24 protein-coding genes are annotated in these 18,837 nt (G+C 46.3%); 21 read left to right on the top strand and 3 right to left on the bottom strand.

From position 1 onward, the window contains the following. Positions 1-125 precede the first annotated feature (125 nt). From ACI49J_RS03335 to ACI49J_RS03325, 3 genes are read left to right on the top strand one after another with little or no spacing between them, the layout of a single operon-like run. Positions 126-980: a beta-ribofuranosylaminobenzene 5'-phosphate synthase family protein gene (locus ACI49J_RS03335; protein WP_240252542.1), complete on the top strand. Its 855-nt coding sequence runs from the start codon at positions 126-128 to the stop codon at positions 978-980. Between the two features lie 31 nt (positions 981-1,011). Then, on the top strand, positions 1,012-2,007 hold the full coding sequence (locus ACI49J_RS03330) for an RsmB/NOP family class I SAM-dependent RNA methyltransferase (protein ID WP_240253471.1): 996 nt from the start codon (positions 1,012-1,014) through the stop codon (positions 2,005-2,007). Between the two features lie 2 nt (positions 2,008-2,009). Continuing rightward, entirely contained in the window at positions 2,010-2,528 is a 519-nt protein-coding gene (locus ACI49J_RS03325) for a DapH/DapD/GlmU-related protein (protein ID WP_240252540.1), read from the top strand. On the opposite strand, the gene xerA is transcribed toward ACI49J_RS03325, so the two are convergent. Further along, positions 2,525-3,385 (bottom strand): site-specific tyrosine recombinase/integron integrase, encoded by an 861-nt coding sequence (gene xerA / locus ACI49J_RS03320; protein ID WP_240252538.1) that lies wholly within the window; start codon positions 3,383-3,385, stop codon positions 2,525-2,527. The two genes, ACI49J_RS03325 and xerA, sit on opposite strands and share 4 nt — an antisense overlap. Positions 3,386-3,432: 47 nt before the next feature. Then, positions 3,433-5,064, bottom strand: a complete 1,632-nt coding sequence (locus tag ACI49J_RS03315; protein WP_240252530.1) for a hypothetical protein — start codon at positions 5,062-5,064, stop codon at positions 3,433-3,435. Between the two features lie 87 nt (positions 5,065-5,151). On the opposite strand from ACI49J_RS03315, the gene ACI49J_RS03310 reads away from it, so the two are divergent. Both ACI49J_RS03310 and ACI49J_RS03305 read left to right on the top strand, forming a co-directional pair. Continuing rightward, positions 5,152-6,150, top strand: a complete 999-nt coding sequence (locus tag ACI49J_RS03310; protein ID WP_240252529.1) for a DUF711 family protein — start codon at positions 5,152-5,154, stop codon at positions 6,148-6,150. A gap of 49 nt (positions 6,151-6,199) precedes the next feature. Then, entirely contained in the window at positions 6,200-7,249 is a 1,050-nt protein-coding gene (locus ACI49J_RS03305; RefSeq protein ID WP_012021564.1) for a phosphate uptake regulator PhoU, read from the top strand. A 1-nt stretch (position 7,250) separates the two neighbouring features. On the opposite strand, the gene ACI49J_RS03300 is transcribed toward ACI49J_RS03305, so the two are convergent. Further along, on the bottom strand, positions 7,251-8,417 hold the full coding sequence (locus ACI49J_RS03300; RefSeq protein ID WP_240252528.1) for a nicotinate phosphoribosyltransferase: 1,167 nt from the start codon (positions 8,415-8,417) through the stop codon (positions 7,251-7,253). 60 nt (positions 8,418-8,477) lie between these two features. On the opposite strand from ACI49J_RS03300, the gene ACI49J_RS03295 reads away from it, so the two are divergent. The 16 genes from ACI49J_RS03295 to ACI49J_RS03220 all read left to right on the top strand — a co-directional run bounded on the left by ACI49J_RS03295 (position 8,478) and on the right by ACI49J_RS03220 (position 18,832). Then, positions 8,478-8,948, top strand: coding sequence for a 30S ribosomal protein S19e (locus ACI49J_RS03295; protein WP_012021566.1), 471 nt, complete (start codon positions 8,478-8,480; stop codon positions 8,946-8,948). Positions 8,949-8,956: 8 nt separating this feature from the next. Then, positions 8,957-9,310, top strand: a complete 354-nt coding sequence (locus ACI49J_RS03290) for a DNA-binding protein (RefSeq protein ID WP_012021567.1) — start codon at positions 8,957-8,959, stop codon at positions 9,308-9,310. Next, positions 9,307-9,462 (top strand): 50S ribosomal protein L39e, encoded by a 156-nt coding sequence (locus ACI49J_RS03285; protein WP_012021568.1) that lies wholly within the window; start codon positions 9,307-9,309, stop codon positions 9,460-9,462. Before ACI49J_RS03290 ends, ACI49J_RS03285 begins: the two co-directional genes overlap by 4 nt. Positions 9,463-9,465: 3 nt before the next feature. Then, positions 9,466-9,729 carry a 50S ribosomal protein L31e gene (locus tag ACI49J_RS03280; RefSeq protein WP_240252527.1) on the top strand — a complete coding sequence of 88 codons (264 nt, stop codon included), beginning with the start codon at positions 9,466-9,468 and terminating at the stop codon, positions 9,727-9,729. Further along, the gene (locus ACI49J_RS03275; RefSeq protein ID WP_012021570.1) at positions 9,729-10,400 is read left to right on the top strand and encodes a translation initiation factor IF-6; all 672 of its coding nucleotides are present in this window, start codon (positions 9,729-9,731) and stop codon (positions 10,398-10,400) included. Before ACI49J_RS03280 ends, ACI49J_RS03275 begins: the two co-directional genes overlap by 1 nt. Before the next feature lies 1 nt (position 10,401). Beyond that, positions 10,402-10,662 carry a 50S ribosomal protein L18Ae gene (gene rpl18a, locus ACI49J_RS03270; protein WP_240252525.1) on the top strand — a complete coding sequence of 87 codons (261 nt, stop codon included), beginning with the start codon at positions 10,402-10,404 and terminating at the stop codon, positions 10,660-10,662. A gap of 5 nt (positions 10,663-10,667) precedes the next feature. Further along, positions 10,668-11,102, top strand: a complete 435-nt coding sequence (pfdA, locus tag ACI49J_RS03265; RefSeq protein ID WP_012021572.1) for a prefoldin subunit alpha — start codon at positions 10,668-10,670, stop codon at positions 11,100-11,102. Next, entirely contained in the window at positions 11,099-12,220 is a 1,122-nt protein-coding gene (gene ftsY, locus ACI49J_RS03260) for a signal recognition particle-docking protein FtsY (RefSeq protein WP_240252524.1), read from the top strand. Before pfdA ends, ftsY begins: the two co-directional genes overlap by 4 nt. 83 nt (positions 12,221-12,303) lie before the next feature. Then, positions 12,304-12,483, top strand: coding sequence for a preprotein translocase subunit SecE (locus ACI49J_RS03255; RefSeq protein WP_012021574.1), 180 nt, complete (start codon positions 12,304-12,306; stop codon positions 12,481-12,483). 11 nt (positions 12,484-12,494) lie between these two features. Next, positions 12,495-12,956: a transcription elongation factor Spt5 gene (locus ACI49J_RS03250; protein ID WP_012021575.1), complete on the top strand. Its 462-nt coding sequence runs from the start codon at positions 12,495-12,497 to the stop codon at positions 12,954-12,956. Positions 12,957-12,967: 11 nt separating this feature from the next. After that, positions 12,968-13,474, top strand: coding sequence for a 50S ribosomal protein L11 (locus tag ACI49J_RS03245; protein ID WP_240252521.1), 507 nt, complete (start codon positions 12,968-12,970; stop codon positions 13,472-13,474). Between the two features lie 4 nt (positions 13,475-13,478). Continuing rightward, positions 13,479-14,135 carry a 50S ribosomal protein L1 gene (locus ACI49J_RS03240; protein WP_240252520.1) on the top strand — a complete coding sequence of 219 codons (657 nt, stop codon included), beginning with the start codon at positions 13,479-13,481 and terminating at the stop codon, positions 14,133-14,135. Further along, entirely contained in the window at positions 14,132-15,127 is a 996-nt protein-coding gene (locus tag ACI49J_RS03235; RefSeq protein ID WP_240252517.1) for a 50S ribosomal protein L10, read from the top strand. The genes ACI49J_RS03240 and ACI49J_RS03235 overlap by 4 nt, the downstream gene beginning before the upstream one ends. A gap of 43 nt (positions 15,128-15,170) precedes the next feature. Further along, entirely contained in the window at positions 15,171-15,479 is a 309-nt protein-coding gene (rpl12p, locus tag ACI49J_RS03230) for a 50S ribosomal protein P1 (RefSeq protein ID WP_012021579.1), read from the top strand. Positions 15,480-15,534: 55 nt separating this feature from the next. Beyond that, positions 15,535-18,249 carry an alanine--tRNA ligase gene (gene alaS / locus ACI49J_RS03225; RefSeq protein WP_240252516.1) on the top strand — a complete coding sequence of 905 codons (2,715 nt, stop codon included), beginning with the start codon at positions 15,535-15,537 and terminating at the stop codon, positions 18,247-18,249. Beyond that, positions 18,209-18,832: a DUF434 domain-containing protein gene (locus ACI49J_RS03220; RefSeq protein WP_240252510.1), complete on the top strand. Its 624-nt coding sequence runs from the start codon at positions 18,209-18,211 to the stop codon at positions 18,830-18,832. Before alaS ends, ACI49J_RS03220 begins: the two co-directional genes overlap by 41 nt. The last annotated feature ends 5 nt before the right edge of the window (positions 18,833-18,837 follow it).

Genomic DNA, 18,837 nt, shown 5'->3' with positions numbered 1-18,837 from the left:
AATCGTGGTACAACCTATCTTGTCAGTTCCTAGGCGAGCGTAACTTAATCCTATATTGTGAACGCATCCTCACAGGAACGATAAAGGAAGGGTTTAAGATTTTTCTCTCTCCCTGATCTTCAAGGATGCTAACAATCAGGGGTCTTTCGAGAATTCACATCACTCTCTTCGACTTAGAGGGAAAGCATGGAAGAATTGATGGAGGTATGGGAGTCGCGCTGAAATATCCCAGGATAGTGGTGAACTCAGGTAAATGTAAGGAGGTAAAGGTAGGAAAGATTGAGACGTCGATTTGCGTCGAGGAAGATTATGAAGCGCATGTGGGGCTTGGACATACTACACAGTACTACCTTTCCGTGGCCAAAATGGCATCAGAGCTCAATTTCGAGAAGAGAAACTCGTACGAACTGGCCAGGTTGGTTGGAAGAGGCGGAACTTCTGGTGTTGGAGTACATCTCTTTGATAGGGGAGGGTTCGTGGTGGATGGAGGGCATTCTACCAGGGTTAAAGACTCGCCCTTACCCTCTGACTACTCAAGTGCTCCTCCTCCCCCCTTATTACTCAGGGTGAACTTCCCTTGGTATATTTACGTCAATATTCCTTCGGGCAAAAGGATATTTGGAGCAGAGGAGATCAAGGCTTTCAGGCAAAATGCCTCAGGGTTTGATGAGTTAGCTAGGGTTGTCCTCATGGAGTTCATTCCATCTGTGGTTGAGAGGGACCTGTCGGGTGCTTTGGAGGGACTTTGGAAGATACAGGGTTTAGGTTTTAAAAAGGTGGAGGTAAGTCTTCAGACTGATACCGTTAGGGAGTACATGATAAGACTTTACAAAATGGGATTTCCCTCAGGCCTCTCGTCATTTGGGCCTGCCATTTTCACCTTTGTTTCCTCTAGGAGGGAAGGAGAGGAACTAGTATCCAGATTCGGAGGATGGGTAACCGAGCCCAATAATAGAGGTGCAGAGGTTGAATGGTCCTGAACTGATATATGACGAATTCGTGATGGAAGAGTTGAGGAGGGTATACGGGAGTTCGGTCAACGAGTACCTAGAATCTCTGGGAAAGCCAAATCCTAGACTCTACATCAGGCTCAACACGTTGAGAAAAGAAGAATTGAAAGAAGAACTCCGTGACTTCAAGCAGGATGAGGACTTTGAGGAAGCCTATTTCGTTGAGGTGAGGGGACCAAACTTCCTTGAAATGTACGATACCAAGGTAGTGGTTGATAAGAAGACGGCCGAAAGCGCAATGCTAGGTTCCAACGTGTACAAACCTGGAATAAAGAGGATCGAGGGGAATGGCTCTAGGGTTTCTGTTGTGTCGGAGACAGGATACCATGTGGCCAACGGGATTCTAAGGAGAGATAACATGACAGTAGAGGTCACTGAGTCCCTGTACTCGTCGATAAAGGTTGCGGAACTTGATGTGGTAAAGAGGGGGTTGGCGATCTCTCAAGGGAAAGCCTCAATGTACGTTGCCAAGCTTCTGGATCCGAGGCCTGACGAAATAATAGTTGATATGAATGCGTATCCGGGAGGGAAACTCACCCATGTTTATCAGCTACAACCTAAGGCAAAAATCATGGGATTTGACCATACAAGAAAAAAGATAGATAAATTAAGAAATATTCTGGATATCCTAAAGATGAATGTGAACGTGTATGTGGCTGACTCCAGATATCTGTACGAGGATCTGGGTATCAGGAACGTGGACAAGGTTATGATCGATCCACCCTGTTCTGCCCTAGGTGTTAGACCGAAAATCTTTGACAGAAAGACCAAGGAGGACATACAAAACTTCTCCTCCTATCAGAAGCAATTTCTTAACTCGGCGTACAAAATACTGAAGGCGGGAGGAACGGTCATCTACTCGACGTGTACCACAACTTTAGCCGAAAACGAAGAAGTAGTTACAGATCCGCGCTTCGAGATAGAGTTCATGATCAGGTTTCACCCCAACGTGCATCAGATGACCGGTTTCTTTATAGCAAAGTTGATCAAAAGGTGAGTATGCCCACTGAAGAGTTCCTAGGTAAGAAACCAAGGATATCTCCTAAGGTCTACCTTCACCCCACATCTTATGTTATAGGGGATGTAACAATAGGGGAACTAACTAGCGTGTGGCATTACGCTGTTATAAGGGGCGACAATGACAGTATATCAATTGGAAAAAGAACAAACATCCAAGAGAACTGTTCCCTTCATACGGACAAGGGATACAAGATAGAGATTGGCGACTTGGTGAGCGTAGGCCATAACGCCGTGGTTCACGGGGCAAGAATAGGTAACAACGTCATAGTGGGAATGGGGGCTATCCTCCTAAACGGGGCCAAGATAGGGGATAACGTTATCATTGGAGCAGGTGCGGTAGTGACGGAGGGAAAGGAGATACCCTCCAATAGCTTGGTCCTGGGAGTGCCAGCCAGAGTAGTTAGAAAACTTACCGAAGAGGAGATTCACATGATTGAGGCGAACGCAATGGAATACGTTGAAGAACTATTAATAATGCTAGGAGAACATAAGGCCTAAGTCTCAAAGGCTCTCCTGTAGGCGTTCTCTAGGTCCTCTGTGACCAAGTGCGTGTAGATTTGCGTAGTTTTGATATCCTTGTGTCCCATTAACCTCTGCACTGCAGGAAGTGGAACTCCTCTCCTTATGGCGTTGGTGGCAAATGTGTGACGGAGTATATGTGGCCTCAACCAGGTTAACCCGGTCTTCCTGCCAAGCCTCTTTATGAGCTTGTACAATGCTTGGTAAGAGAGGTTAAACAAGGGAGCGTTATCACTTTCCTTATCTTGGGTCTTCCTTAAGTATTGCCTAAGTAGGGTTGCCGTTCTAGAGGTGAAGAAGACTATCCTTTCCTCTCCGTTCTTGGTCTCTCGAACCCTAATGAGCATTCTTTCCAGATCTACGTCGCTTCTCCTCAACGAGAGTAGCTCAGAGGAACGAAGACCAGTGTCCACCAAGAGTGAAACTATGACCTTGTCCCTCAACCTCCTGCAGGCCGAGAGAAGAGCCATAATATCTTCCTCTCTCAAGGCCACCCTTTCAGGGCTCCTTATTCTGGGCACAGGAGGTTTCACGTTTACCCCCAGCCACTTCAGAAATCTTCTCACCGCGATTACGTAGCTTCTGATCGTTGCCGACCTGCCCCTTTTATCCACTACCCTCGATCTCCCCTTTCTGGAGTTAAGGGAACCGATCCAGTCTATCACGTCCTGAGTGGTAACATTCCTAGGATCCTTCTTGACGAACTGTAAAAAGTCCTGGATAGCGGTTGAGTATAGCTTTATTGTTCCCTGACCAGCACCAGAAAACTTTAGTGACTCCATGAAATAAATGAAGGGATCTGCATCAGTGGGTGGCTCACCAAGCTGAAGTTTCATAAGAAAGTACTTGAGTGTAACACGATAAAAGCCGGAGTGCCACGATACTAGTACGCCTTGAGGCTTAGGTATAACTCACCTCCACTGGACAAGGGCAAGGAAGCGGAGTAGAGTTGTCCTTGGTTTAGAGATGGCGTAACTAGATGACCTCCTGGGGCAACATAGGAATAAATCGTCCCAAAGTAGAACGTATAGTTATGGATGCCTGGATAAATTGCAAGCCTCTGCTCGTATGGTGAAAAGTAAGACCAATAACCAGTGTAATACTGATTTCCATTGAGGTTAACAGATTCGGCATAAACTACTGAGGGATAGGTTGAGTCTAAGGTTACATTAACTTTGTAGAAATATATGGTGCCCTCTGTGTTCCAGCAAAAGATGTTAGTATTTACCAGAGTTATTCCTCCACCACCCACTTGAAATACTGACCCAACAGGTCCATCCACAGGAGTACCGTTAGAAACACTGAGTTTGCTCAGCAAGACCACTGTATAAGGACCGTTGGAAAGAGATCCCGGATCGTTTGTCACAACGTAGTTTCCGCACGACGCTTCCTCTCCAGCAGGGAGGTTCAGTATGGCCTCCCCATGCAGGAGATGTCCAGGTATAAATGGGGTATCGAATTCCTCAACCCCGTTTCCAACTACTGTGTTAAACATCAAAGGTTGGCCGTTTATTAGAATCTCTATACCCTCTGGCGTATCCTGGATGGACATGTCCGCACTCCCAGTAAATGACTGGGCGTGAGAGGTTGCGGTAATGGAGTTGATCTTTACCGTATAGTATCCTATATTAGGATTGTCCATGACATTAGCCGGTGAGAAAGCAGCCACAAAGGCTAAGGGAGTTAGAAATGATACAGGGTAACTATGATACTCTATCCATATCACTTGTGTCTGTTGTGGGGTATATATTACAAGGGATAAAGGAAGGGTAGCGTAGCCTAAGTCAAGGTAACCATTGATGGGTCCAGACTCGTAAGGGTTGCTATACCATCCCGTTTCCCATATCCTACCAAGTGTCCAAGAATATTGTAATTCTATTGATGATCCATTATAGAACGGGAAGAGAATCGAGGAGTTATAGATGTACCCATAGAGATAGTGATTAGGGTAAGTATAGGTGAAACCTTGAGTCATCTCTGGATCGAATCCAGTGAAAGATGAGGAAACATAACCCTGAAAGGATGAGGGTATTATGGAGCCTATGTCATACTGCCCAGGTATGTAGTAGTATACTTTACCCTCATATTGGTAGGAATATCCGCCTACTAAAGATCCTGAAGGAAGCCACGGATATATCGACTGCGAACTGCCCACCGACTCCGCAATGTTAGAGATGTTAAAGACTTGTCCTTGATCTGTGACGACAAGGAGCCAGCCGTAACCTCCCAGCAAGGAGCTAATTGACCTAGGTTGAGACCCAATTCTAATGTTGATTTTTTCAAATTGCCCGTTAGGAAATATCACGTATGATATGTTAACTGGATTATTGGAATAAACCTGGCCTCCAGGTAGCTGTACTATTGACGCTGGCGCATTATCGAGATGGGACGCAACGTAAGAAATACCCTTAAAGGTGGAGTTCTGTATATATAGAATTACACTTACTGCGGATACAAAGATAATTACCAAAATTAGGCTTGATATTATTCCTGAGATTCCCTTTACCCTCTTCATAATCCCTTGAAGCTAGCAACCCTAATTTTGAATAGACACCTCACCGAAACTTGATAGATTTATTTTGATCCAACAGAAGCATTAGTCATGAGGATTAGAGCCTTCACGGCTTTCTTGAACAAGATATCACGTGAGATGGTGGAAGAGAATGTACATAAGCTAACCTCAATAAAGATTGACGCTTTTTCCAAGAGATTAACGCTTCCTCAATCTCCTAAGGACATCTCCTTGGACAAGGTAGTTGATATTTTACCTCAGGGAGACATTCTTTATTCATTGGGAGGACTTAGGGACAACGATCCTAGAATATCACAGATCCCAGATGTTTTGAGTACCTCTAACAACACGTTCGTTCATGTTCTCCTTACAAATCGGGACAACGTCTCCCCCATTGTTAAGATGATGTCTAGACTGGAACCTGAACAGGCGACTAGGTTCGCCATTCTTCTCAATGAGGAGTTTCTCCTGAGTCCATATTACCCAACCTCGTCTGGAGATGGAGTTCACACTGGCTTTGCAGTATCTCTGATATACGTTAACGAAATCATGAAGGGCGAGATGACCACCTCCCTGATCAAGGCCAAAGAGATAGGAGAAAAGGTTGAGAAGGACGTCGGACTACGTTTCCTTGGGATTGACCCCTCTATCTCACCTTGGATGGAGGAGAGCGTGGGGGAACTTATTGAATCAAGACTGGGAAAAGAACTGTTTTCCCCAGGTTCGCTCTCGCTAATTAGGGAGCTAAATAACGAGATATTGGCAAGCTCCGTGGAAGCAGGTATCGAGCCACTTGGCTTCTCAGAACTAATGCTTCCCGTGGCGGAAGACGATATCTTGAGAAACAGAGTACTTGAGGGTAAAATCACGTTGACTCACCTAGTCGCCATGAGCACTGCCTGTGTCGCCGGACTGGATATGGCTGGAATAGAATATGACTTGAAACTTTATACCGATCTTATTAAAGATTTGATGGTTATTCATTTCTTGAAAAAGAGACCATACGGCATTAGAATCATACCTTCCTGGGGAGAAGAAAAAATATTCACCAAAAGTTTTGGCATTATACCAGTGATCAAAACAGTATAGACTCAGTTTAAATTACTTTTATATACTCTTGAACTATATAGAGAGTTATATGGAAGTTAGAAGAGTTCAAAAATTCGGGAAATCTACCCTTATGGTTTCACTTCCTGCTGATTGGGTAAAGGAAGTCAGCCTTAACCCAGGAGAGAGTATTTACCTTGAGGTAGATGAGGATGGCAGTCTGAAGGTTTACCCACCGAACCTGAAGACAGAGAATGCCCCAAGGGAAATGAAGGTGAAGATCTCAGTAACAACTTCACCTGAACTTGTAACCAGGATAATTTACAGTTTATATATTCTAGGATTCGACAGAATACTAATAGAGACAACTAATGGACCGTTTAATGAGGACCTTCTGAGAAAGATAAAGGAGACAGCCAGGAGTTTAATAGGCCTAGAGATAGTTTCACAGGATGTAACTAGCATCCAGATACAATCATTTCTAGATCCAACCAAGTACAACATAGGTAGCCTGATAAACAGGTTAACCAACACGCTCAAGCAAATGCTACACTACCTAAACCTTGGAATCAGGGAGGCTAGTAGAACCTTCCTACAGGAGGTTGTGGAACTGGAAAAGGAAGTTGATAGGCTCTATTACCTTTCCCTCAGACAATTACTTCTGGCTCAAGTGAACAGGAGCCTCGCCTACATGATAGGAGTCAAGAGGATACAAATTGTGGGCAATAGGATACTGATGAAGGCGGCGGAGGAAGCAGCTGATGAGATCAGTGAAGCTGCCAATGACTTACTCAGTTTGCATCCTGAGGATCTAGCCCTACTCAAAATGTCGTGGGATAAGATGGACATGCTCATAGATCAAACCGCTGTTGTAATAGATCACGTAGTTAAGGTCTTGAACAAGGAGGATATTAAACTAGTGAATGAGGCATTGGAAGAGTTGAGGACATTGAGAAGAGTTCTTCTCTCCGACGCTCTGATCCTTGAGGAAAGAATACAGAGAATGAACGCTCCCAAGGTGGCAACTGCAATTAGAACCCTGAACCTCAGACTATATAATGCCATAAGAAGGATGGAACCCATTGCTGAGATAGCGTTCAACAGAGGTATAGAGAACCTAAAAGAAGTTGTAATAGAGTAAGCTATCTCTCCTGTTGCGAGGGCACTGAAATTTTCTTGAGCTGGGATAGGACCTTTTCTCTTATCTCTGAAGGAGTTGGTAAGCTTCTAGTTAGTTTTCCTTTCTCCATATACTTTTTGAGAAGAGGCTCGCATTCCATTTCCTTCCCCCAAGGAACTATATGATCCTCCGTTCCACATCGATACACTTGCTTGAATCCAGGCCACTTACCCCTCTTTGTGATGGGGATCCATTTCCCGTCTACAAATTTCTCAACGATGTCCGCACTGAAGTCCACGCTCTCCGGGAAGGCAACGCTTGTCCCAACCCCAAAGCCGTCTACGTAGTCCCGCAACTCAACTACTTGAGCCTCATCTAAGCCTCCACTCACTATGATCTTTACATCAGTAAAGCCGTGAAGGTTAAGGGTCCATCTAACTTCCTGGATAATTTTCTTAAAGTTCCCCCTCCTACTTGAGGGAGTATCGAGTCTAATTCCGTATAGCTTTTTGCCCAGAAGTCGAGCTGCCTTGAGAGCCTCAGTTCTTTCATCCTCAAAGGTATCCACTAGGATTATCCTCGGAACGTCAGATTCAACGCCAGCATCAAATATCTTCCAAGCCTCTACATTATCCCCCACAGCAAGCATTAGCGCATGGGGCATGGTACCGGAGGGCTTAACTCCCAATTCCCTCTCACTAAATGCGCCTGAAACTCCATCCATTCCGCCTATATAGGCCGACCTATCAACCATGGGCGCTATAGCTGGATGAACTGATCTGAGACCGAAAAATATGACCTGCTTGTCCATGGCAAGGCTCTTTATCCTAGCAGCCTTGGTCGCAATACTGCTGGCATGCCTTAAAACGCCAAGAAGTGCTGTCTCCAAGATCCCAAAGTCCAGATAGTTCCCCTCTATTACCAGGACGGGCTCGATTTCCCTGAACAATGTTCCCTCATCCATTGCATAAACATCTACATTCCTACCTTCCAAGAGGTACAGTGCCTCCTCCAAACCCGCAAAAACTCCCCATTCGTAGCCCTTCGGCAATCCGTAAGAGTGGAACTCCATCCTAACCTTCACGTCGGTTATTCCAGCCTTCTCCAACGCCCTTGAGGTTCTTTCGAAATATATGTCAGTTATCTTTCCCTCCCTTATTTCCTGAGATGTAGCTATATGTAACTTCACGGGACCATATTGATGAGGTTAATTTTTAAACCTTGAGGAAGAGCTACTACTGAATCTAATATGATCACAGCTAACATGGTACCGCCAGACTTGCTGGTCAAAAGATTATCAGATTACATTAAGAATAATGTTAGTGAGGTTCAACCTCCAGATTGGTCACTCATCACAAAGACAGCCTCCTTCAAGGAGAGAATTCCGGACGACCCACAGTCCTGGTGGTATATGAGGGCAGCATCTATCCTCAGGAAACTTTACGTTCTGGAGCACTTTGGAGTCTCTGAGTCCACTAGGTTATATGGAGGTCTTAAGAGAAGGGGAACAAAGCCACCAGTTTCAGCCAGAGCCCCAGGTCACTCAACTAGGTTAATATTTCAGCAACTGGAAAGGGCCGGCCTAGTTGCTAAGACAAGGGGAGCTAGGAAAGGTAGGGTCCTAACACCTAAGGGAAGGTCTCTCTTAGATAAAATGGCTCACGAAATCTTTATAGATCTAGCAAACAATAATCCTGCTTTGAAGAAATACTTGGAGTGAGAGGATAAATGTCGCAGGATGACTATTCTGATCCAGAGCTTGAGGAACTTCTAAGGAGAAGGGCTCAAACAGAGAGCAGGAGGGCTGCTGAGGAGAGACAAAGGAAAGCAGAACTAGAGGCAAGGAAGGATGCTTTACTTCGTTCCATTTTGACGCCAGAGGCAAGACAGAGGCTAAGTAACGTAAAGTTAGTCAAACCAGAACTAGCAGAATCGCTGGAGGACCAGCTAATTGCCCTAGCTCAAAGCGGAAGGATAAGGGTGCCTGTTACAGACGAAGAGCTTAAGGAGATCTTATCCCAAATAGCGGGTCAGTCAAAGAGAGACTTTAAGATCCAGATAAGGGAGAGGGGTTGGAAATGAGCAGATACAAACCATCTGGTCTAAAGAAGAGGTTAAACAAGGCACTAAAGTCAAACTCCTCCGTACCAGCCTGGGTCATTCTTAAGACCAACGGCGAAGTTAGATTTAATCCAAAGAGAAGGAACTGGAGAAGAAACGACCTTAAGGTGTAAACCATGGAGCAGAAGGATAATTTTGAGATGGTTATAAATTTAAGGAAAGCGCACGAGTCCAAAAGGCCAAAGAAGTTCAAGGGTGCGGTCAACCTGATAAGGGAGACCGTATCGAGGCACTTTGGTGCAGAAAAAGTGATTCTAGATCCATTTCTACTTAGCTATATCTCTTCAAACTCTAAGGATAAAATAGCGAGAAGAGTGAGAGTGGTAGTCACTAAGATAGGAGAAAAGACTTTTCTTGTGAAGCTAGCAGTGAAGCCTTAATGAATCTACAAAGATTTAGCATATTCGGTAGCGACAACATCGGAGTTTACATTTTTACAAATGATAAGTACACCATTATCCCAACCAATTTAGATAAGCAAAGCAAAAGCATAATACAGGAGAACCTTAATACAGAACTTATCGAGACCACCGTCGCTGACAGTTTCCTGACGGGGATATTTGTAGCTGGAAATAATGAAACCATTCTCCTTCCTAGGATCGTCAGAGACGTTGAAATTAACGCAATTAAGAGCGTTGCTAAGGACGTAAACATTGAAGTAGTTGACGTTAGAGCCACTGCCCTCGGCAATGTTATCTTGGCTAATGATAATGCGGCCCTGGTCTATCCTGAATTTTCCGATGCTGAGATGAACATCATTGGTAAGGCCTTGAACGTTAAGGAGATAAGGAAAGGAACTATTGCTCAAGTTTTGGTTGTTGGGTCAGCAGGAGTTGTCACATCCAAGGGAGGTCTCCTTCATGTTGAGGCGACAGAGGAGGAGGTTAAGTCATTAAGTTCATTTTTCAAGGTTAACCTAGACGTGGGAACTGTGAACTTTGGAAGCGCTTTCATCAGAAGCGGAATGGTGGCAAATAGCCATGGAATACTCGTTGGCTCCTCAACTACCGGGCCAGAGATTTTAAGAATACAAAGAGCCTTTAGTGATTGAGATGACTGAAGTTAAAACTTTCATGGTTAAGGGGACTGCTCTCTTCAACGAGAGCGAATTTCCAGTAAGGCAGAGCTTCACTAAGTACGTGAGGGCGCTTAACGAGGAACAAGCGAAAGAGAAGGTTTACATGGATCTGGGAAGCAAAAACAAGATCAAGAGGAGGAACATAACCATCCTAGAGATCAAGGAAGTAGATCCGTCAACGGTTAAAGAAAAAAGGATAAAAGAACTATCTAAGATAGATAAGATAATATTGTGATAGAAATGGCTGAATCCAACAACAGAATGGTGGTTAGCCTAGAGGATTTGCTGGCTCAAGCAGATGCCCTCAGAAAGGAGATAGACGCTCTTCAGAAGCTTAGGGACGAGATAGCGGAGTCGCTTAATGCAGCAAGGAGTGCAAAGGAGGCAATTAACCTAATAAAGGGACAGGGGAAGGACCTCCTGTTATCTGCAGATAGAAGAGGGTTTGTTCTGTTGAAGGTCACAGAGATTCCTTCCTCAAAGGTCTTGGTTAACTTGGGTTTAGGCTATTACGCCGAGATCGAGCCAGATCAGGCTTCCAAGATACTCGACGAGAGGGAAGAACAGCTAAATAAGAGCCTCCAGGACATTACGGCCCGGCTTAACAATGCAGTTAATGCCTACACCCAGATAGCCGAGATTCTGAACAGGGCTCAGCAACAGCAAGGTGAGTGAACTGTTTCGACAGGTTAAAGAAAGCCTTTTCGTCCTTTACAGAGAAACTTTCCAATAAGTTCGAGAAAGAGGAACCTAGGGAGGAACAAAAACAGGAGGAAAATGTTCCTCAAATCTCTCCTTCTCAAGCTCAACCCTCACAAGAGACTGTGCCTCAGCCACCACAGGAACCAACACCTCAACCAGCTCAACCGGTACAGTCTAGGAAAGAGGTTGAGGAAAAACCCAAGGAGAAGGAGTCCAAGTCTGGCTTCTTTAGTTTCTTCAAGTATAGGGAAATTAAGGAGGAGGACATCTCTGACCTCATTGAGGAGCTCAGGATAGAGCTCCTTGAGGATGACGTCTCCCTCGAGGTAACGGATAAGATCTTAGAGGACCTGAAGAACACCCTTGTGGGTCAGAAGATCTCAAGAAGGGAAAACCTTGAGGAGCTTATACAGGAGTCACTAAAAAAATCACTAAGGGAGATTCTAAGAAAAAATTACAGAGAAAGAGACGTGATTGAAACCATTAAGAGTTCCAAGAAACCCTACGTCATAGTGTTCTTTGGAGTTAACGGCGTGGGGAAGACAACGACAATCGCAAAGTTCGCCATGTTACTTAGGAAGAATGGGTTATCCGTGATCATAGCTGCTTCAGACACCTTCAGGGCAGCGGCTCAGGAACAGCTCGCCTATCATGCAACTAAACTCGAGGTTCCACTAGTCAAGGGAAAATATGGGGGAGATCCAGCCTCAGTGGCCTTTGACGCAATCCAGTCCGCCAAGAGTAGAGGTATAGACGTAGTCCTAGTGGACACGGCCGGAAGGATGCATACCGACAAGGACCTAACGGAGGAACTCAAGAGAGTGGTAAGGGTAGCCAAGCCAGACCTCAAGATCCTTGTTCTAGATTCGCTGGCAGGAAATGATGCACTACAACAGGCTGAGTATTTCGAGAAGAACGTGGGGTATGACGCAGTTATCCTCACGAAGGTTGACGCAGACGCCAAGGGAGGAGTAGCCCTTTCTCTGGCATATAAGCTGGGGAAACCCGTGATCTATCTGGGAATGGGTCAGGATTACGATTCCCTTATTAAGTTTGACCCAGATTGGTTCGCGGACAGATTATTAAGTTAAGATCCATTTTCGTATACCTAGGCAAGTAGTTCATTCCACGGCCTCTCAGTTAAATTAATATTTTCACTGGAAAGATAGTGAGTATGGGCTTAGCTGATAGGATAAAGAAACTCAGGGAAGATTGGAAAAGGATAATCAGCGTCGCCAAGAAACCAGACAAAAGCATGTTCTACCTGAACTTGAGAGTAACACTTATTGTCCTTCTCTTCGTAGGCTTACTGGCATTTCTAGTCCAATTAGCCTTCTCTATTCTTCTAGGTTAGAGGGATGCTAAGTGGAAGCACCGAAAGTTAGGAACTTCTATGCCGTGAAGGTTACAGGGGGTCAGGAAATAAGTGTCGCAATTATGCTTGAGGAGAGAATTAAGACAAACGGTATTGGAGACGTTTACTCCATCATAGTCCCGCCAGGACTCAAGGGATATGTTATTGTGGAGAGTTCTGGTCCACATGTGGTGAAGTTCATCATCGCTGGTATCAGGCACGTGAGAGGCGTTGCCCCTGGGCTTGTTCCCAAGGATGACATTATGAAGATGGTATCAAAGAAGCAGACAGGTCCTTCCATAAAGACAGGGGACATGGTGGAGGTCGTGTCAGGCCCATTCAGGGGAATGCAGGCCCAGGTCATGAGTTATAATGCGGATCGCGGAGAAGTAGTTTTAAATATACTGGAATCGGCCTTTCCTCTACAGGTAACAATACCTGTAGACCAAATTAGACCCGTTAAAAAGACGTAAGGTGAAATTTCATGGCTAAAAAATCCATAAAAGTAGTGGTAGAGGGAGGGAACGTAAAACCCGGTCCACCCCTCGCCCCAACCCTATCCCAACTTGGGTTAAACGTTGGGGAAGTGGTCAAGAAGATAAATGAGGCCACGTCTCAGTTCAAGGGGATGACAGTCCCCGTCACACTGGACGTGGACACGGACACTAAGAAGTATGAGGTGTCCGTGGGAGTTCCGACCACTACTTCTCTCCTTGTGAAGAAGGCAGGAGCAAGCGGTCCATCTGGGGATCCAGAGCACAAGAAAATAGGTAACATCTCCATGGATGATGTGATTGAGGTCGCCATCTCGAAGAAGCCATCCCTAACAGCCAAGGAACTGAAGGGAGCTGTGAAGAGTATCCTGGGAACAGCTAAATCAATTGGCCTAACAGTAGATAACAAGGATCCCAAGCTAGTGGTGAGAGAAGTAGAAGAAGGTAAATATAACGATAAGATAAAGGAAATGGAGGAAAAGTGGTCTTCAGGGTGATTAAATGATAGTCCCAAAGGAGAAAATTGAGGAAGCAGTTAAGCAGGCACTCTCTAAGGAGAACAATCCCAAGAGGGAGTTCACCCAAAGCGTCGAGTTGATCATCGCCTTTAAGGACGTGGACATGAAGAGGGGTGACATAAAGCTCAGGGAGGCAATAGTCCTACCAAAACCGCCATCAAAGCCCAGGAACGTCCTTGTGGTTCCGTCGCTGGAACAGATGGAATCGGCAAAGAGGGCTGAACCCAACGTTGTCCTGTCCAAGGAGGAACTTCAGAAACTCCAGGGCGCAAAGAGGGCCGTAAAGAAGCTAGCAAGTAAGAATCAATGGTTCCTCATAGCTCAGGACTCCATGTCCCTAGCAGGTAGGATCTTGGGTCCGTCCCTAGGACCCAGGGGGAAGTTTCCAACTCCCTTACCCTCGTCTTCAGACGTTTCTGAGTACATTCTCAGGTATAAGAGATCCACCCTAGTGAAAACAAAGGACCAGCCACAGACGCAGACCTTCGTTGGAACCGAGGATCAGCCAGCTGGGGACATTGCGGAGAATGTGTTCGCTGTCCTCAATAGCATAGAGGGAAAGATAAAGGGGCCAGCCTACATCAAAGCTATATACGTGAAAACCTCTATGGGTAAACCAGTTCAGATTAATCTGAAGTGATCACCATGAGCATAACAGAGGAAAGGAAAATCCCGAAATGGAAGATTGACGAAGTAGCTGAGCTAGAGGAAAAGATCAAGAACTCTAGCACCGTCATGATTGCTGACATCCAAGGATTCCCCACAGACAAGCTCCACGAGATTAGGAAAAAGTTAAGGGGAAAGGCAGAGATCAAAGTGACCAAGAACACCCTCTTCCTAATTGCTGCGAAGAGGGCAGGGATTGACGTCAGTAAAATCGAGAACTATATCACGGGGAGTAACGCCTTCATTTTCTCCAATGACAACCCCTTCGCGATCTCAATCTTCCTATCCAAGTTTAAGCTAAAGAGGTATCCAATGCCCGGAGACAAGGCGGACGAGGAGGTCGTGATTCCTGCTGGAGACACGGGAATGACCGCAGGCCCAATCCTAAGCACCTTCGGAAAGCTTAAGGTTCAGACTAAGGTACAGGACGGTAAGGTTCACGTAGTGAAGGACACCGTGATCGCGAAGCCTGGAGATCCAATACCTCCTGAGGCTGCCCCAATACTTCAGAAGCTGGGAATAATGCCAGTCTACGTCAAGCTGAAACTTAAGGCTGCGTATCACGAAGGGTTAGTTATACCAGTAAGTGAACTAGAGATCAACCTAGATCAATACTCCTCCATGGTCGCAGAGGCCTCAAGAAATTCCCTAGCTCTAGGCGTCGAGATAGCCTACCCAGTACCAGAGGTCCTCAAGTTGACCATAGGGAAGGCCCACATGAGAGCATTAGCCCTTGCTGGAGAGTCGGGCTTCCTAACTCCAGACACTGCCAACGCAGTCCTAAGCAGAGCAGTAGCCAAGGCCTACGCATTGGTCTCGGCCTTGGGTGGGAAGGTAGATCTAGGGGTAGAGGTTCCAAAGCAACAACCAGTTCAGCAAGAGAAGGAGGAGAAGAAGGAAGAGGAAGAGAAGAAGGGTCCAAGCGACGAGGAAATTGCTGGAGGACTCTCCTCTCTGTTCGGATAAATTAGTTTTTTAAAGCGGATCCACCACTTCATAGGTGATCGAAATGGAATACATATACGCAAGTTTGCTTTTGCACACAGCAAAGAAGGAAATAACTGAGGATGCAGTGAAAAGCGTACTCAGCGCTGCTGGAGTTGAGGTTGACGAGGTCAGAGTGAAGGCAGTAGTGGCTGCCCTAAAGGAGGTAAACATTGACGAAGTTCTAAAGAACGCTACCGCAATGCCCGTCGCCGCTGCACCAGCTGCAGCTCCAGCACAGGAGGCAAAGAAGGAGGAGAAGAAGGAAGAGGAAGAGAAGAAGGGTCCAAGCGACGAGGAAATTGCTGGAGGACTCTCCTCTCTGTTCGGATAAATTAGTAGTTTTTTAGAAGACGTTTTAATCCTCTCGGGTTTTTATTCTACTCGATATGAAGGGAAATCAAGAAGAGTACAGGCTCAAGTTCTTTCTTGATCACGATTACCTAAGAAGGGAATGTAAGGTATGTAAAACTCCTTTCTGGAGCAAGGACAAGACCAGGGAGGACTGTGCAGATATCCCATGTTCAGACTACTACTTCCTGGACATGAAGGAGAGCAACCTCAATTGGAGCGTGAGTGAGGCTAGGAGGAGGTTCCTAGACTTCTTCAGGAGGAATGGGCACGAGATAATCCCACCGAAACCGGTGCTAGCAAGATGGAGAGAGGACCTCTACCTCACGATTGCAAGCATAGTTGATTTTCAACCATATATTACGAGCGGGATCTCTCCACCACCTGCTAATCCACTAGTGGTTTCACAGCCCTGCATTAGAATGGACGACGTTGATAACGTTGGGATAACCTTCGGGAGACATCTCACGACCTTCGAGATGGGTGGTCATCACGCGTTCAACTACCCCGATAAGTTCCTGTACTGGAAGGATGAGACTGTTGCCTACGCCAAGGAGTTCTTCACGAAGGAGATGGGAATACCTGAGGAACTGCTGAATTTCAAGGAGTCCTGGTGGGAGGGAGGAGGAAATGCAGGACCGTCATTTGAGGTAACCGTTGGAGGACTTGAGCTAGCCACTCTTGTGTTCATGCAATACGAGATAAGAGAGGGAGAGTACGTACCCCTGAAGCTCAAGATCGTGGATACAGGATACGGGATAGAGAGGCTCGCTTGGTTTACCCAGAAAACGCCAACTGCTTTCCACGCAATATATGGGGAGTTGGTGAACAAGTTTCTTGAAAAACTCGGTCTACCCAGCTTGAATCCAGATATGCTGAAGGTAGCCTCAAGGTTTGCAGGAAAGATTGACCCTGACGTTCCTTCCACGATCCAGGGACATAGGGAACAGGTCGCAAAGGCAATGGGTCTCCCCGTTAAGGAGGTTAGTGAGGAATTAACCAGGGCTGCCAGGGTGTTTCAAGTACTTGACCACACAAAGACGATTGCGCTCATGCTTGGGGATGGGCTTGTCCCCTCAAGCGGAGGTGAAGGATACCTTGGAAGGCTGTTGATAAGGAGGGCTCTCAGGACCCTGAAGCTCTTGAACGTGGATGTGAGACTCTCAGAGCTAGTGGATATGCAGATAGGCTTCTGGGGAAAGGACTTCACCCAGCTCATGAGGAACAGGGACTACATACTGGACGCAGTCAACCTTGAACAGGAGAAGTTTAACGAGATACTCAACAGGATGAGCTCTGTGGTTAGCTCGCTTACCAAGAAGAGGGAGATTGGGGTTGAGGACCTGATCCAGCTGTACGACTCTCAGGGAATTCCCCCAGACCTAATGGCTGAGGAGATGAAGTCGAAAGGTCTCAAGGTTGAAGTTCCACACAACTTCTACTCAATAGTCGCGAAGAGGCACCAGAGTGCTCCTGTCAAAAAGGAATGGGATACCACGAAGTTACCGCCAGAGGTTGTGAAACAGGTGAAGGACTTACCTCCAACGGAGAAGTTGTACTACAAGGATCAGTATGCCAGGAACTTTGAGGGTGTTGTCGTTAAGTCTCTGGGTAAGTATCTCGTCCTGGATAGGACCGTGTTCTACCCGGAGGGCGGTGGACAGTTGGGAGATCAGGGATGGCTTCTACTGGAGGGACAAAGGGTGAAAGTTGCGGATACACAGAAGGTTGGTGATGTAGTAGTTCATGTTCTAGAAAGGGAGATCTCAGCGAAGGAAGGGGAAAAGGTCAAGGGCGAGATAGACTGGGTGAGGAGGTTCAGGATGATGAGACATCACACTGGAACTCACGTTGTTCTAGCAGCCGCGAAAAAGCTCCTCGGCGATCACGTATGGCAGGCTGGCGCAGAGAAAACCCCAGAGAAGGCCAGGCTTGACATAACCCATCACAGGAACCTCACAAGGGAGGAGGTGAAAAGGATAGAGGAGATGGCTAACCTCGTCGTGAATGATAGGAGACCCGTGACTCCATTTGAGATAAACAGAACCGAGGCCGAGACCAAGTACGGGGTCTCAATTTACGAGGGAGGAGTGCCCAACAAGGCAGTGATCAGGCTCCTCGAGATAAAGGACTGGGATGTGGAGAGCTGTGGAGGAACACACGTTGCGAACACTGCTGACATTGGCGGAATCAAGATAGTCAACGTTGAGAAAATACAGGATGGAATCATTAGGCTAGAGTACGTGGCTGGGGACGTCATCTCGTCTTATGCGGGGAACCTAGAGGACAAGCTGGAGGGGTTAGCGAGCAAACTTGAGACGTCAACCTCGCAGATTGAGAGCAGAGTTGAGAAATTGAAGGAAGAGAACGAGAGGATGAAGGAGTTAATAGCCTTCTACAGAAGGCAATACCTAGATGACCTTGAGAAACGCGTGGAAACCAGGAACGTTGGGAAAGTCAAGATCATGATACTACCAAGTCTGAAGGATGAGGATCTGGAGAGGGAGGCAATGAGGAGATTGACTTCAACTCAGGGAGTTGTTGTGATTCACGTTAACCAGGTTAATGGGAAGCTCCAGGTAGAGATTGGAACTAGCAAGGACCTTAACGTGTCCACCGTTGTAACGGAGCTTGTGAAGGCAGGAGGAAAGGGAGGAGGAAGAGGGACCTTTGGATCGGTGATGATGGAGAAGGGAACAAGGGAGGAGGTAATTGATATCGTGGAGAGAGCAATTAAGGGAGGCAATTCTTGATTATAGGTACCTTCTAGACAGGGGATATGGAAGCAAGCCCTCGCTGGATCTGGTAACCGGGAGATATGGACTGAGCAGGGAGGAAAGACTTCTCCTTTTTAGATGTATTCATCCCGAGAAGGAGGTTGAGATGATCAAGGGGAAAGTGGGGTTGAAGGAACCCTTGATCCTGGATGGATTCAACGTTGGCCTAAGTCTGGTGAACGCCTGGGATGGGGAACAGCTCTTCCTCTGTGACGACAACTTTGTGAGGGACCTCGGACTCGGGAGAAAGAAAGGTGACTCAAGGTTAGTGAACGCCTTAGTGTCTGTGGGGGAGCTCTTGATCTCGCTTGGACTAAAGTTTAGGATAGTTTTAGATTCTCAGGTTAGTATGAGCGGTGAGATAGCGGGAAAGTTGAGGGGTCTAGGTTTAGATGTGAGTGTAGTGAACAGGGCAGACAAGGAGATTATCGCGTCTCAGGGAACGTCGGTGACGAGCGACTTCGTTATCCTCCGTAAATCTACTAAGGTTTTTGACCTTGTGGGATCTTTCATGATTGACGGTTTTGACGTGAATAGGGTTCAAGACTTTCTGGAATGACAAGG

Origin of the sequence: Metallosphaera sp. D4-4 (genome assembly GCF_046245145.1) — an archaeon.
Lineage (GTDB): Archaea > Thermoproteota > Thermoprotei_A > Sulfolobales > Sulfolobaceae > Metallosphaera > Metallosphaera sedula.
This window is presented reverse-complemented; position numbering and strand designations above follow the sequence as displayed.